The following is a 14,411-nucleotide window of genomic DNA, read 5'->3' on the forward strand; positions in this document are numbered from 1 at the left end:
CGCACTCGTGAACTCATTGGCACTGTTCGCCGCGGAAGGTGAGGTGGCCGCGGCCACCGGCCTCACGGCATACGCGTGGCTTCTCATCGCCCTTCCGCTCCTCGGCGCGGCGATCCTCCTCCTCGGTGGCAAGGCCACCAACGCGTGGGGTCACTTCCTCGCCACGGCGCTGTCCTGGGCCAGTTTCGTCCTCGGCTTCCTCATGCTCATCGCGATGATCGGGCGCGGGCACGAAGAACGTGCGATGCACGTGGGCGGTTGGAACTGGGTGCCCGCCGGCCAGTTCCAGCTCGAGACTGGGCTGCTCATCGACCAGCTGTCGATCGCCTTCGTCATGCTCATCACGTTCGTCGGGTCGCTCATCCATGTGTACTCGATCGGCTACATGGAGCACGACAGCGACCGTCGCCGGTTCTTCGCCTACCTCAACCTGTTCGTCGCCTCGATGCTGCTGCTCGTCCTGGCCGACTCCTACCTCCTGCTCTTCGTCGGCTGGGAGGGCGTGGGTCTGGCCTCGTACCTGCTCATCGGCTTCTGGAACCACAACCCGGCATACGCGACGGCCGCCAACAAGGCCTTCTTCGTCAACCGCGTCGGTGACGTGGGCATGTCGATCGCGATCATGTTCATGTTCTTCACGTTTGGCTCGGTCGACTTCGCGACCGTCCACGCCGGTGCGGCCGAGGCCGGTTCCACGGCCATGACGGCCCTGGGCCTGCTGCTCCTCGTCGGCGCGTGCGCCAAGTCGGCGCAGTTCCCGCTCCAGTCCTGGCTCGGTGACGCGATGGCCGGCCCCACGCCGGTGTCCGCGCTCATCCACGCCGCGACGATGGTCACCGCCGGCGTCTACCTCGTCGTCCGCTCGCACGACATTTTCAACGCCGCCCCCAACGCGCAGCTCGCCGTCGCCATCGTCGGCGCGATCACCCTGCTCTACGGAGCGATCGTCGGTTGCGCCAAGGACGACATCAAGAAGGCCCTCGCCGCCTCGACGATGTCGCAGATCGGCTACATGATGCTCGCCGCCGGCCTCGGCCCAGTCGGCTACGCGTTCGCGATCTTCCACCTCATCACCCACGGCTTCTTCAAGGCCGGCATGTTCCTCGGAGCCGGCTCGGTCATGCACGGCATGAAGGACCGCGTCGACATGCGCGGCTTCGGTGGCCTGTCCGGCTACATGAAGATCACGTGGGTCACGTTCGGTCTGGGCTGGCTCGCCATCCTCGGTGTCCCGCCGTTCTCCGGCTTCTGGTCCAAGGACAAGATCATCGAGTCCGCGTTCATCGGCGAGGGCTGGCGTCCATGGGTCTTCGGTGGTGCCGCCATGATCGGTGCGGGCATCACGGCCTTCTACATGTCGCGCCTGTTCTTCATGACCTTCCACGGCAAAAAGCGCTGGGTCGACGAGCACGAGGACGCCGAGCGCGGCGTGCACCCGCACGAGTCCCCGCTCACGATGACCGTGCCGATGATGGTCCTCGCCGTCGGCTCCGGCCTCCTCGGACTCGTCCTCTCGTGGGGCGGCATGTTCTCGCACTGGCTCGAGCCGATCGTGGGTGGCCACGGCGAGGAGCACCCGGTGCTCCCGATCCCCGTGATCATGGTCCTGACGCTGCTGCTGGTTGCCGGCGGCGCGGCCTACGCCTGGATGCTCTACTGGCGCGACGACGTCCCGGAGACGGCGCCACGAGGCTCGCTCCTCACGCAGGCCGCCCGCGCGGACCTCTATCAGGACGCCATCAACGAGGGCCTCTTCATGCGGCCCGGCACGCACCTCACCCGCGCGCTCGTCTTCACCGACGGCAAGGGTGTTGACGGGGTCGTCGGTTCCCTCGCCGCCTCCGTCGGCGGGCTGTCCTCGCGACTGCGCCGCCTCCAGACCGGCTACGCCCGGTCCTATGCCCTGACGATGCTCACCGGTGTCGTCGCCGTCCTCGGAGCACTGTGGGTGATGAACTGATGTCCGGCCTGCCCCTGCTCACCCTGATGCTGGTCGTGCCGCTCGTCGGCGCGGCGGTCATCTGGCTGCTTCCCAACGCGTCGTCCAGGCTGTCCAAGCCGATCGCCCTGGGTGTCTCGCTGCTGACGCTGGCGCTGGCGCTCCTCGCGTGGGCCCGATTCGACTCGGGTTCGAGTGACCGCTACCAGCTCACCGAGACGCACTCGTGGATCCCGCAGTTCGGGGTCTCCTACGCCCTCGGTGTCGACGGCATCGCGCTGTCGCTCATCGTCATGGCGGCGATCCTCACGCCGATCTGCCTGCTCGCGGCCTGGAACGATCTTGGCGAGGACGCTGACCCGAAGCGCGAGAAGACCTACTTCGCGCTCATGCTCGTGCTGCTCACCTTCATGGTGGGTGTGTTCGCGGCGCGCGACGTCTTCCTCTTCTACGTTTTCTTCGAGGCCATGCTCATCCCGGTGTACTTCCTCATCGGGCTCTTCGGTGGGCCGCGTCGCCAGTACGCCGCCGTGAAGTTCATCCTCTTCTCGCTCGTCGGCGGGCTCATCATGCTCGTCGCCGTTATCGCGCTGTACTTCCAGGGCCCGGGCGGGGAACAGGGCTTCCTCTACGAGGCGCTCGAGGGTGCTGTTGGCGGATCGACCGCGACGCAGCGCTGGCTGTTCCTCGGCTTCTTCATCGCCTTCGCGATCAAGGCGCCGATGTGGCCGGTCCACACCTGGCTGCCGGACGCGGCATCCGAGTCGCGCCCCGCGACCGCCGTGCTGCTCGTCGGCGTCCTCGACAAGGTCGGCACCTTCGGCATGCTGCGCTTCTGCCTCGGGTTCTTCCCGGAGGCCTCGAAGTGGGCGACCCCCGTCGTGCTCACCCTCGCCGTCATCTCGGTCATCTACGGCGCGCTCCTGGCCATCGGCTCGCGCGACATCATGCGGCTCATCGCCTTCACCTCGATCAGCCACTTCGGCTTCATCGTCATGGGCATCTTCGCCATGACGACGACGGCCGGCGGCGGCTCGGCGCTGTACATGATCAACCACGGGTTCTCGACGGCCGGGCTCTTCCTGCTCGCCGGGTTCCTCATCTCGCGCCACGGCTCGCAGCGGATCGCCGACTACGGCGGCTGGCAGCGGGTCACGCCGGTCCTCGCCGGAACCTTCCTCGTGTCGGGTCTGTCCTCGCTCGCGCTCCCGGGTCTGTCGAGCTACGTCTCGGAGTTCCTCGTCCTCGCGGGGACGTTCCAGCGCTACAAGTGGGTCGCTGCCATCGCGACGATCGGCATCGTGCTCGCCGCGCTCTACATCCTGCTGACCTACCAGCGGGTCTTCACTGGCCCGCGTCCGGAGTTCGCCGCAGACCGCACGCCGCGTGACCTCGGGGTGCGCGAGAAGGTCGTCGTGGCGCCGATCATCGCCTCGTTCCTGCTGCTCGGGTTCTTCCCGAAGCCGGTGCTCGACCTCGTGAACCCGGCGGTCGAGCAGACGCTCAAGATCGTGGGCGTCACCGATCCGGCCCCGAGCCACCCCACCAACGTCGCCACCGGGAGTGACAAGTGACCGCCGCCCTGACCACGCTGCCCACGGCCTTCGAGGCCGTCAAGGTCGACTACTCGGCCGTCGCGCCGATGCTGGTCGTCGTTGCCGCCGCGCTCATCGGTGTCCTCGTCGAGGCCTTCGCGCCGCGCACGCAGCGGCACGCGATCCAGGTGGGCCTGGCCCTCGTGGCGCTCGTCGCCTCGTTCGCCGTCCTCGTCCTCGTGTCGGTCGATCACCGCACGGTGACCGTGGGCGGTTCGCTGGCCATTGACGGACCCGCGCTGTTCCTCCAGGGCACGCTCCTGATCTTCGCGATCCTCGGTGTGCTCACCATGTCCGAACGCTTCGGTGGCCGATCGGCCGACGCGTTCACCCCGATGGGTGCGGCAACGCCCGGTTCCCCGGCGGAGTCGGCCGCCGACCGCGCCGGCTTCGCGACGTCCGAGGCGTTCCCACTGACGATGTTCGCGGTCTTCGGCATGCTCATGTTCGTCGCCGCCAACGACCTCATCACGATGTTCGTCGCGCTCGAGGTCCTGTCGCTGCCGCTCTACGTCCTGACCGGACTCGCGCGCCGCCGCCGCCTGCTGTCGCAGGAGGCGTCGCTCAAGTACTTCCTGCTCGGTGCGTTCTCGTCCGCGTTCTTCCTCTTCGGTGCCGCCCTCCTCTACGGGTATGCCGGTTCGTCCGATCTCGTGCGTATCGCCCAGGCGATCAGCACGGCCGACGGCGCCTACGAGGGCCTGCTCCTCCCCGGTGTCGTCCTCGTCCTCATCGGCCTGCTCTTCAAGGTCGGTGCCGTGCCGTTCCACTCGTGGACCCCGGACGCCTACCAGGGCGCGCCCACGCCGGTCACCGGGTTCATGGCCGCGGCGACGAAGCTTGCGGCCTTCGGCGCGATCCTGCGCCTGGCCTATGTCGGCGTCGAGGGATCCCGGCTCGAGTGGCGCCTCGGCGTGGCGGCGATCGCCGTCCTCACGATGGTCGTCGGTGCCGTTCTGTCGGTCACGCAGACCGACATCAAGCGCCTGCTCGCGTACTCCTCGATCGCGCACGCCGGCTTCATCCTCGTCGGTGTCCTGGCGTTCGATGTCACGGGCGTCACGGGCGTGATGTTCTACCTCGCCGCCTACGGTCTGGCGACGATCGCCGCCTTCGCCATCGTCTTCCTCGTTCGTTCCGGTGGATCCGAGGCGACGCACCTGTCGCAGTGGGCCGGCCTTGGCCGCAAGCACCCGGTCATCGCCGGAATCTTCGCGCTGCTTCTCCTCGCGTTCGCCGGCATTCCTCTGACGTCGGGCTTCACCGCGAAGTTCGCGGCTTTCGCGCCCGCGATCTCGCACGGTGGCCTCGCCGGGATCATCATGGTCGTCGTCGGTGTGCTCGCCTCTGCGGTGACGGCCTTCGTCTACTTCCGGCTCATCGTGCTCATGTACTTCACCGAGCCCACGGGTGACGACGTCGTCGCTCTGACGCCGTCGATCGCGTCGACCATCGCGATCACCGTCGGGGCTCTCGGCACCGTCATCCTCGGTGTCATCCCGGGCCCGATCCTCGACCTTGCCGGTCGGGTGTCGCAGTTCATCCAGTGACGCTCGCCCTGCCCGAGGTGTCGGCCGGGCTTCAGGAACGGCTCACCGCTGGTCTGGCCCGCGTCGAGGCCCTCATCGAGGAGCGCATCGACCACGAGGACCCGTTCATCGCGGAGGCCAACGTGCACCTGCTCCGCGCGGGAGGCAAGCGGTTCCGGCCGATGCTCACGATCCTTGCGGCCGAACTCGGTGACGGCGTCAACGACGACGTCGTGACGGCGGCGGCCGCGGTCGAGTTGACCCACCTTGCCTCGCTCTACCACGACGACGTCATGGACGAGGCGGCGCTGCGCCGCGGAACGCCGACGGCCAACACGGCATACGACAACTCCACCGCCATCCTCGTGGGTGACCTGCTGTTCGGTCATGCGTCGGCACTTGTCTCCGAGCTGGGACCCGAAGCGGTCCGCATCCAGGCCGAGACCTTCATCCGACTCTGCACGGGCCAGATCCGTGACGACCGCCAGGCGCCCGAGGGTGAGGATGCCTCGGCGTACTACCTTCGGGTCCTCCGGGACAAGACCGGTGTGCTCATCGCCACGGCAGCCCGCTACGGCGCGATGTTCTCGGGCTGCTCGTCCGACGTCGTCGAGACCATGCGTGTCTATGGTGAGCGGCTCGGGATGGCCTTCCAGCTGGCCGATGACCTCATCGACATCGAGTCCAGCGCCGAGGAACTCGGCAAGACGCCCGGGACCGACCTGCGCGAGGGCAAGCGGACGCTCGCCGTCCTGCACGCCCTCGCATCGACTGCACCCGAGGACGCACGCCTCCAGGAGTTGCTGCGATCGGACCTCTCCGGCGACGCCGACCTGGCCGAGGCGCTCGGTCTGCTCCGAGCCCACCCGGCGCTGGCCCAGGCCCGCGACGAGACGCGCGCTGTCGGCGAACAGGCCCAGGACGCACTGGCGGGGCTGCCCGACAGCGAGGCCAAGACTGCGCTGCTCGCGCTGGCCACGTCGGTCACCCACCGCGCCTCCTGACCCGATGGGGACGATCGGCTACCTCCACACCTCGCCTGTTCACGTCCCCACGTTCGACCGGCTCACGCAAGAGCACTCGGCCGAGGCGAAGACCCTCCACGTTGTCGACGAGGACGCCCTCACCCTGGCCCGCGCCGCGAGCCCGTCAGCCGTCGCTGAGGTCGTCGCGGCGCACGTCCGGGACCTGCGCGAGCGGGGCGCGGACGTCATCGTCTGCACGTGCTCGACCATCGGCGCGATCGCCGAAGGGCTCCGTGCCGAGCCCAAGGTCCTCCGCGTGGACCGGCCGATGGCGCGACGCGCGGTGGCCCTGGGCGCTCGTGTCGGTGTCGTCGTGGCGCTCGAGTCGACCGTCCAGCCGACGGTGGACCTCCTCCGAGAGGAGGCTGCTGTGGCTGGCCGTGAGATCGAGGTCCTGGTGGAGCTGGCCGAAGACGCCTGGGACCTCTTCGAGAAAGGCGACCACGCGGCATACCTGACGGTTGTCGCCGAGACCGCACGCGACGTGGCAGCGCGCGCGGACGTCGTCGTCCTCGCGCAGGCGAGCATGCTGGGTGCGCTCGACCTCTTGCGGGACCTCGCGGTGCCGGCTCTGGCGAGCCCGACGACTGCGGTGGACCACGCCGCCGCCATGGTGGACGCGTCGACCTGAGGGTCTGGAGGCAGGCCGCCGGTCAGCGCAAGAGGAAGTACGACAGGGCGGGGGACGTAGACACGTCCTGGCAGGGGTAGCCGAGGTTCGCCACGTGGGCCGCGAACTCGGGGTCGTCCCGCACCCCCTCGAAGGCGCACAGCACTCGGCCGTAGTCCGTTCCATGGCTGCGGTAGTGGAACATCGTGATGTTCCACTGGGTGCCGAGCTCCCCGAGGAAGCGAGCGAGTGCGCCCGGGTGCTCGGGGAACTCGAAGCTGTAGACCTCCTCGTCGCCACCGGGGGAGCGGCCGCCGATCATGTAGCGCACGTGCGTCTTCGCGGTGTCGTCGTCGGAGAGGTCGACGGCCTCGTAGCCGGCGGCGGCGAGGTTGCCGTGGATCTCGCGCCCCTCGGCCGCGCCACCGGAGAGCCTCACGCCGACGAAGATCCGGGCGCGGTCGGTGCCGTCCGAACGGTAGTTGAACTCCGTGACGGCCCTCCCCGCGAGGACGTCGCAGAACTCGAGGAAGGCGCCGGCCCGGTCGGGGATCGTCACACCGAAGAGGGCCTCGCGGTGCTCGCCGATCTCGGCACGCTCGCTGATGTAGCGCAGGGTGTCGAACGGGACGTTGGCGCCGGAGAGGACGTGGGCCAGTCTTTCTCCGCGTATGCCGTGTGCTTCCGTGTACTTCTTGAGTCCCGCGAGCGCCACGGCACCGGCCGGCTCCGCCACGGCTCGCACGTCCTCGAAGATGTCCTTGACGGCCGCGCAGATCTCGTCGGAATCCACGGTGACGACGTCGTCGAGGTAGCGGCGGCAGAGGTCGAAGGTGAGGTCGCCTATGCGCTTCACCGCGACTCCTTCGGCGAAGCGGCTCACCTCGGGCAGCTCGACGGGCGCGCCGTCGTCGAGGGCGGCACTGAGACATGCGGCATCGGCAGGTTCGACGCCGATGACCTTGATGGCGGGCATGAGGTTCTTGATGAGGACGGCGACGCCGGCGGCGAGTCCACCGCCGCCGACGGGGACGAACACGCGGTCGAGGTGGGCGTCCTGCTGGATGAGTTCGAGGCCGATGGTGCCCTGCCCGGCGACGACGAGGGGGTCGTCGAAGGGTGCGATGTAGGTGAGTCCGCGTTCGTCGGCAAGGCGCAGCGCTTCGGCCTTGGCGGTGTCGAAGGTGTCGCCGATGAGCACGACCTCGGCGCCGTGTGCGCGCACCGCGTCGACCTTGATGGGGGCGGTCGTCACGGGCATGACGACGACGGCGTCGACACCGAGGATCGAGGCGGACAGGGCGACACCCTGGGCGTGGTTGCCGGCCGAGGCGGTGACGACCCCACGCGCCCGCGCGTGCTCGTCGAGCGCGCGCATCCGGGTGTAGGCGCCGCGGATCTTGAACGAGTGGATCGGTTGCCGGTCCTCCCGCTTGACGGAGACGACGTTGCCGAGTCGTGCGGACAGCGACTCCATGGGCTCGAGCGGGCTGACGATGGCGGCTTCATAGACGGGCGCGCGCAGCACCGCCCGCAGGTGCTCGGATCCGTTCGTGAGTCCGGAGGGCTCGGGCGTGGACATGGGACAAGCCAACCGCGAGATCGCCTCGCGAGACAGTCCGCCCATCTACCGAGACAGGGCTGTCTCTCTGTCGGTGCTGTCGCGGTGCTTGGGGATGGACAGTGCGACGAACACGCTGGCGAGGCAGAGGCCCGCGGCGAGCAGCCAGGCCGAGTGATAGCTGCCCGACTCGGTCCGGACCCACCCGGCGATCGAGGCGCCGACTCCGGCCCCGACCATGTGCGAGGCGAACACCCACCCGAACACGATGCCGGAGTCCTCGATCCCGAAGTGCTGGCGGCACAGGGCCACGGTCGGCGGCACGGTCGCGACCCAGTCGAGTCCGTAGAAGACGATGAAGACCCAGAGGCCCGGCTGCACGTCCGGCCCGAGGACCGCGTCGATCGCCAACAGCGACAGGCCGCGCCCGCCGTAGTAGATCGCCAGCAGGATCCGCGAGTCGACCCGGTCGGTGAGCCACCCCGAGGCGATCGTCCCGGCGATGTCGAAGATGCCCACGAGTGCGAGCAGCCCGGCGGCGGTTTGCGTCCCCATGCCGTGGTCGTGGGCTGCCGGGATGAAGTGCGTCTGGATGAGGCCGTTCGTCGACCAGCCACACACCCAGAAGGTCAGGAGCAGTGCCCAGAACGTCCAGGTCCGTGAGGCCCGACCGAGGACGGAGAAGGCGAGGCGAGTGGGAGACTGGACCACCACGCTCCCGCCGGCCGCAGGCTCGGGCGACTCCACGGCATACCCCTCGGCTGCCCCGAAGGGCAGCAGTCCGTGGTCCGCGGGGCGGTTGGAGAGGAAGAGTCCGGTGAGGACGGCGATGACGAGGGCCAGTCCGGCGACGACCATGGCAGCCGACCGCCACCCGTGCTGGGTGGCGGCCCAGGCGATGACGGGGAGGAAGATGAGCTGACCCGTGGCGTTGGCCGCCGAGAAGATGCCCGTGACGAGACCCCGGTGGGAGTGGAACCAGCGGTTCGCCACGATCGCGCCGAAGACCAGTGCCATCGACCCGGTCCCGATGCCGATGACGAAGCCCCAGAGAAGCCACAGGTGCCACGGCGAGGTCATGAACGTCGTCGCCGCACTCGCGAGGCCCACGGCAATGAGGGAGATCGTGACGATGCGGCGGATGCCGAAGCGCTCCATGAGGGCTGCCGCGAACGGGGCCGTGAGGCCGTAGATGATGAGGTTGAGGCTCACCGCGCCCGATGTCGTGGCGCGCGACCAGCCGAACTCCTGCTCGACCGGCTCCATGAGGACACCCGTCGACGACCGGAACGCGGCGGCGGCGACGAGCGCCCCCAGCGTCACGGCGGCGACGATCCAGGCGCGGTGGATCGGCCGGCGCGGCGGGTCGCCGATGAAGGGGTCGCGCGAGGCGTCGCTCGTCAGGGCCAGATCGTCGGTCACCCCGCGATCCTCGCCGAGGATCGCCCGCTAGGGCTAGTGGCTGAAATGCCACAATGTGCAAAGATTCTGCCATGACACATCGTGTGGTTGTGCTGCTCCTCGCGCCACTCGTCGGCTACGACGCGACGATCCCCAGTGCCGTCCTCGGCTCGGCCCAGGACGTCGCGGGACAGCCGCTCTACGACGTGAGGATGGCGTCTCTCGATGGCGGGCCGGTCCAGACGACGACGGGTTATGCCGTTGTGCCACACGGCGATTCGTCTCTCCTTGCGATCGCTGACACTGTGATCGTGCCCGGGACGAGGATTGCCGACCCTCGGCACAATGGGCACCTTTCCGACGACCTCCGGGCCGCGTTGGCGACCATCCGCCCGGGCACGCGAATGGTGTCGATCTGCACGGGTGCGTTCGTCCTCGCGGCGGCCGGTCTGCTCGACGGGCGCCGGGCGACGACGCACTGGCAGCACACCGAGAGTTTCCACTCCCTCTATCCGCAGGTCGAGGTCGACGAGGACGTGCTCTTCGTCGACGACGGGGACGTCCTCACGTCCGCCGGGCTGTCTGCCGGCGTCGATCTCTGCCTGCACCTCGTGCGCCGCGATCACGGTTCCGTCGTCGCCAACGATGTCGCGCGCTACTGCGTGGTGCCGCCGTGGCGCGACGGGGGGCAGGCGCAGTTCATCGATCGACCGGTGCCGGTGGTCGACGACGCCTCCACGTCGAGCGTTCGGGCCTGGGCCGTGAGCCACTTGGGCGCCGACCTCTCCGTGCCCGTCCTCGCCCGGCGTGCCCGGATGAGTGAGCGCACGTTCGCTCGCAGGTTCCGCGAGGAGACGGGCCTGACCCCTGCGATCTGGGTCACGCAGCAGCGCATGCGGGAGGCCCAAAACCTGCTCGAGACAACGGATCTCACCATCGACGTCGTCGCGACACGAACGGGCTTCGGCACCGGCGCCTCGCTCCGCAAGCACTCTGCTGCGACGCTGGGGGTCTCACCCAACGCCTACCGTCGCACCTTCCGCGGCACGAGCGAGAGCAGGACCGCATGAGCCGTTCGCAACCGTTCGTCGACATCGACGCTCTCGAGTCGGCGACTGCGGGCCTCCCGGCTCCGCTCGTCACGGTCGACCTCGCGGCGTTCGACGCCAACGCCGACGACCTCGTGCGGCGTGCCGCCGGGCGTCCGATTCGCGTCGCGAGCAAGTCGGTGCGTTGTCGGACGCTGTTGCGTCGCGTCCTCGACCGACCCGGCTTCGCCGGGATCATGGCGTACGCCGTCCCCGAAGCCGTGTGGCTCGCTCGCCAGGGCTTCACGGACGTCTTCGTGGCCTACCCGAGCGTGGACGCGGAGTGGATCCGGACGGTCGCGGAGGACGAGGCGCTGCGCTCCGAGATCACCCTCGCGGTCGACAGCGTGGAGCACGTCCGCTTCCTCGCCGACCTGCTCGGCGCGGACAGTGGCGTGCGAGTCGCGCTCGACGTCGACTGCTCCCTGCGCATCAAGGCCCTCCACCTCGGGGTGAGGCGTTCCCCGCTCCGCACTCCGGCCGACGCCCTCGCCGTGACCCGGGCTGGGCTCGACGCTGGGCTGCGAGTCGTCGGGCTCATGTTCTACGACGCCCAGGTGGCCGGACTGCCCGATCGCGGTCCGCACCTGCGGCAGCTCAAGCAGCGATCGCTCGCTTCTCTCGCCGAACGCCGTGCCCCGTTGGTCGAGGCCGTCCGTGCTCTCACGGATCTCGAGTTCGTCAACGGTGGCGGCACGGGCAGCCTCGGACGCCTCGCCGCGGCCGACAGCCTCACCGAGTTCGCGGCGGGGTCGGGTCTCTACGGACCGACCCTCTTCGACGCCTACGACGACTTCAGCCCGCGGCCTGCGATGACCTACGCCCTCCCGGTGGTGAGGCGACCCGGGAAGGGGATCGTGACGGCATACAGCGGCGGTTATGTCGCCAGCGGCGAACCCGGCTGGACGCGCGTACCCAGCCCCGTCGGAAGAGCCCTCAAGCTGATCCGCACGGAAGCCGCCGGCGAGGTGCAGACTCCGCTGCGGGGTCGGGCCGCGGATGGCCTGGCCCTCGGCGATCGCGTGTGGATGCGCGGCGCGAAGGCGGGGGAGCTGCTCGAGCGGTTCGACCTCGTGCACCTCGTTGACCGGGGGCGGCTCGTGGAGACCGTCCCGAGCTACCGCGGAGAAGGACAGAACTTCGGATGAGCACCACCGCCCCATCGTGGAGCAACTGGGCCGGCAATGTCACGGCGTCACCCTCCCGGGTCCACGAGCCCCGATCCGTCGAGGAAGTCGCTCACGCGGTGCAGCGCGCCGCCGACCGGGGTGAGCGCGTTCGGGTGGTCGGCGCCGGGCACTCGTTCACGCCGCTCGTGGCCACGGACGGGACGCTGCTGCGACTCACCCACCTGTCGGGGATCCTTGACGTCGACCGCGCACGTGGGCGCGTGCGCGTCGCCGGTGGAACGCCTCTCCACGTCCTCAACCCGCTCCTCGACGGGCTCGGCCTCGCGCTGCCCAACCTCGGTGACATCGACCGGCAGTCCATCGCTGGTGCGATCGCCACGGGGACGCATGGGACGGGTGTGCGGTTGCAGGGCATCGCGGCGGCGGTGACCGGGCTGACGCTGGTACTCGCCGATGGATCCGTTGTCTCCGTTGGGGATTCGTCGGTCGGGGACGATGCGGAGTTGTTCCGGGCGGCGACAGTTGGTCTGGGCGCTTTCGGGGTCGTGACGGAGGTGGAGTTGCAGTGCGTGCCGGCGTTCCGGCTGCGCGCGCTTGAGTCGCCCGCGCGACTGGGGGAGGTGCTCGACGGTTATGAGGCCCTCGTTGCGGAGCACGACCACGTGGACTTCCACTGGTTCCCGCACACGGATCGCGTTCTCCTGAAGCGCAATTCGCGGGTTGGCGCGGACGATCCCGGTCAGCCGCAGCCTCGCTGGCGGGAGTGGCTCGACGAGCAACTGCTGAGCAACACCGTCTACGAGGGGCTCAACCGAGTGGCGGCCTTGCGGCCCGGGGTCGTGCCGCGCCTCAACGCCGTGAGTTCGCGGGTCCTCGGGGCGAAGGAGTACACCGACACGTCGTGGAAGGTGTTCTGCACCTCTCGAGATGTCCGCTTCCGGGAGTCGGAGTATGCCGTCCCGCCCGCTTCGCTGTCGGCTGTCGTCGGGGAGTTGCGCACCTGGATCGACAGCCACGACGTGTCGCTGCCGTTCCCCGTCGAGGTGCGCTCGACGGGAGCCGACAACGTGTGGCTCTCCACGGCATACGAGCGTGAGAACGCGTATGTCGCGGTGCATCAGTACCACCGGATGGACGACGGGGGAGTGTTCGCCGCGTTCGAGGCGATCGTGCGCGAGCACGAGGGGCGGCCGCACTGGGGGAAGCTGCACACGTTGGTGGCTGAGGACTTTGCCAGGCTGTATCCGCGGTTCGGTGACGTGCAGCGAGTCCGCGACCGCGTCGACCCCGAGCGGCGGTTCAGGAACGAGCACCTCGCCCGCATCCTCGCCCCCTGAGCCCCAACTTTCCCGCCTGAAGTGGGTTTCTCTCGCTTCGCTTGATCGCCGCGGTCAAGCGAAGTGAGAAGTTGATCCAGCCTGGCGCTATCCACAGCCAGACGGAGCGTCCCGAGTTGTCCACAGATTCGCTTCAGGGGGGAGCGGCCTCAACGGTGGCGCGGTCACAGTCGTCGCATGACTTCACTCGAACCGCTTCTCCTCAACCTTGCCGCCGGGCAGCACGGCATGTTCACCACGGAACAGGCCCACCGCCTCGGGATGGACAAATCGGCGCTTGCCCGCGCCGTCGTCGACAAGGAGCTCCGTCATCCCATGAGATCCCTGTATGCCGTCTCCGACCTTGTCGATGAATCCTCACCTTTGGCTTGGCATCACCATTTGGCACGCGGGGCGCAACTGATCTACCCCGACGCAATGTTGGGCAGCGTGACCGCTGTGCTTGCGTATGACATCGCCGTGTGGGGGTGTGATCTGACCAAACCCCAGGTCTTCCGGCCGATCAGTCGATCTACGGGCGTGCGCGGACTGCGTGTCCGACCGATGCGAGGTGAGGTTGGCGACTCCCCGTGGGGCAAGGCCGCTACTCCGGCCGACGCTCTCGTGCAGATGGCGATGGACCACGGCATCGAGGCCGGCGTCGTCAGTGCCGACGACGCGCTGCGCCGCGAGAAGGTCACCCAGGACGAGCTCAAGGGTGCCGTAGAGCGAGTGGAGAACTGGCCCGACGCACACAAGGCTCGCTCGATGCTCGCTCTGTGCTCCGGCCTGCGAGAGTCCGTTGGCGAGTCACGGTGCGGGATTGCCCTGGAACTCGCCGGCATTCGGGTGACGCCTCAGGTCGAGATCAAGGACGCTTTCGGGAAGCTCGTCGGGCGCGTGGACTTCCTTGTCGAGGGAACGAAGGTCATCGTCGAGTTCGATGGAAAGGTGAAGTTCGAGTCGGGTAATCCTGAAGTGCTCTGGGCGGAGAAGACGCGCGAGGATCGACTGCGCCGACTGGGCTACACAGTTGTCAGGCTCACCTGGGCCGACCTTGAGAGGCCCGGAGCCGTGGCGGCCAAGGTGCAGGCAGCGATCCGCGACGCCGCCTGATTGACCGACTGACCTGCGCGCGCTGCATCAAACTCTCACTTCGCTTGACCGCGGCGATCAAGCGAAGTGAGAGAAACCCACTTCAGGCGGGAAAGTTGGGA

General features: G+C 68.6%; 11 protein-coding genes and 1 pseudogene. 10 read left to right on the forward strand and 2 right to left on the reverse strand.

Features of this window, described 5'->3' with window-relative positions; genetic code table 11:
• The first annotated feature begins 7 nt into the window (after positions 1-7).
• From nuoL to N803_RS07295, 5 genes are read left to right on the forward strand one after another with little or no spacing between them, the layout of a single operon-like run.
• Entirely contained in the window at positions 8-1,960 is a 1,953-nt protein-coding gene (gene nuoL / locus N803_RS07275; RefSeq protein ID WP_035903806.1) for an NADH-quinone oxidoreductase subunit L, read from the forward strand.
• Positions 1,960-3,513 carry an NADH-quinone oxidoreductase subunit M gene (locus tag N803_RS07280; RefSeq protein ID WP_035903807.1) on the forward strand — a complete coding sequence of 518 codons (1,554 nt, stop codon included), beginning with the start codon at positions 1,960-1,962 and terminating at the stop codon, positions 3,511-3,513. Before nuoL ends, N803_RS07280 begins: the two co-directional genes overlap by 1 nt.
• A complete protein-coding gene (gene nuoN / locus N803_RS07285; RefSeq protein WP_035903809.1) occupies positions 3,510-5,084 on the forward strand; it encodes an NADH-quinone oxidoreductase subunit NuoN in 1,575 nt (524 codons plus the stop codon). The genes N803_RS07280 and nuoN overlap by 4 nt, the downstream gene beginning before the upstream one ends.
• Positions 5,081-6,067: a polyprenyl synthetase family protein gene (locus N803_RS07290; protein WP_035903810.1), complete on the forward strand. Its 987-nt coding sequence runs from the start codon at positions 5,081-5,083 to the stop codon at positions 6,065-6,067. The genes nuoN and N803_RS07290 overlap by 4 nt, the downstream gene beginning before the upstream one ends.
• A gap of 4 nt (positions 6,068-6,071) precedes the next feature.
• Positions 6,072-6,719, forward strand: a complete 648-nt coding sequence (locus tag N803_RS07295) for an aspartate/glutamate racemase family protein (RefSeq protein WP_035903811.1) — start codon at positions 6,072-6,074, stop codon at positions 6,717-6,719.
• Between the two features lie 22 nt (positions 6,720-6,741).
• On the opposite strand, the gene ilvA is transcribed toward N803_RS07295, so the two are convergent.
• Together ilvA and N803_RS07305 are read right to left on the reverse strand one after the other, a co-directional pair.
• Entirely contained in the window at positions 6,742-8,280 is a 1,539-nt protein-coding gene (gene ilvA, locus N803_RS07300) for a threonine ammonia-lyase, biosynthetic (protein ID WP_035903814.1), read from the reverse strand.
• Positions 8,281-8,325: 45 nt separating this feature from the next.
• The gene (locus N803_RS07305) at positions 8,326-9,681 is read right to left on the reverse strand and encodes an MFS transporter (protein ID WP_084764212.1); all 1,356 of its coding nucleotides are present in this window, start codon (positions 9,679-9,681) and stop codon (positions 8,326-8,328) included.
• A 71-nt stretch (positions 9,682-9,752) separates the two neighbouring features.
• On the opposite strand from N803_RS07305, the gene N803_RS07310 reads away from it, so the two are divergent.
• The 5 genes and pseudogenes from N803_RS07310 to N803_RS18255 all read left to right on the forward strand — a co-directional run bounded on the left by N803_RS07310 (position 9,753) and on the right by N803_RS18255 (position 14,310).
• Positions 9,753-10,730 (forward strand): GlxA family transcriptional regulator, encoded by a 978-nt coding sequence (locus N803_RS07310; protein WP_211253472.1) that lies wholly within the window; start codon positions 9,753-9,755, stop codon positions 10,728-10,730.
• Positions 10,727-11,896, forward strand: coding sequence for an amino acid deaminase/aldolase (locus tag N803_RS07315; RefSeq protein ID WP_052112003.1), 1,170 nt, complete (start codon positions 10,727-10,729; stop codon positions 11,894-11,896). Before N803_RS07310 ends, N803_RS07315 begins: the two co-directional genes overlap by 4 nt.
• Entirely contained in the window at positions 11,893-13,215 is a 1,323-nt protein-coding gene (locus N803_RS07320; RefSeq protein WP_035903816.1) for a D-arabinono-1,4-lactone oxidase, read from the forward strand. Before N803_RS07315 ends, N803_RS07320 begins: the two co-directional genes overlap by 4 nt.
• Before the next feature lie 228 nt (positions 13,216-13,443).
• Positions 13,444-13,491, forward strand: a pseudogene (locus tag N803_RS19170) (hypothetical protein); the annotation flags it as partial.
• 153 nt (positions 13,492-13,644) lie between these two features.
• On the forward strand, positions 13,645-14,310 hold the full coding sequence (locus tag N803_RS18255; RefSeq protein ID WP_245617068.1) for an endonuclease domain-containing protein: 666 nt from the start codon (positions 13,645-13,647) through the stop codon (positions 14,308-14,310).
• Positions 14,311-14,411 lie beyond the last annotated feature (101 nt).

Source organism: Knoellia subterranea KCTC 19937 (genome assembly GCF_000768685.1).
GTDB lineage: Bacteria > Actinomycetota > Actinomycetes > Actinomycetales > Dermatophilaceae > Knoellia > Knoellia subterranea.

Coding starts and splice junctions, on each gene's coding strand:
- N803_RS07315 (WP_052112003.1), top strand. CDS start 10,727: ATGAGCCGTTCGCAACCGTTCGTCGACATCGACGCTCTCGAGTCGGCG.
- N803_RS07320 (WP_035903816.1), top strand. CDS start 11,893: ATGAGCACCACCGCCCCATCGTGGAGCAACTGGGCCGGCAATGTCACG.
- N803_RS07295 (WP_035903811.1), top strand. CDS start 6,072: ATGGGGACGATCGGCTACCTCCACACCTCGCCTGTTCACGTCCCCACG.
- N803_RS07310 (WP_211253472.1), top strand. CDS start 9,753: ATGACACATCGTGTGGTTGTGCTGCTCCTCGCGCCACTCGTCGGCTAC.
- N803_RS07280 (WP_035903807.1), top strand. CDS start 1,960: ATGTCCGGCCTGCCCCTGCTCACCCTGATGCTGGTCGTGCCGCTCGTC.
- ilvA (WP_035903814.1), bottom strand. CDS start 8,280: ATGTCCACGCCCGAGCCCTCCGGACTCACGAACGGATCCGAGCACCTG.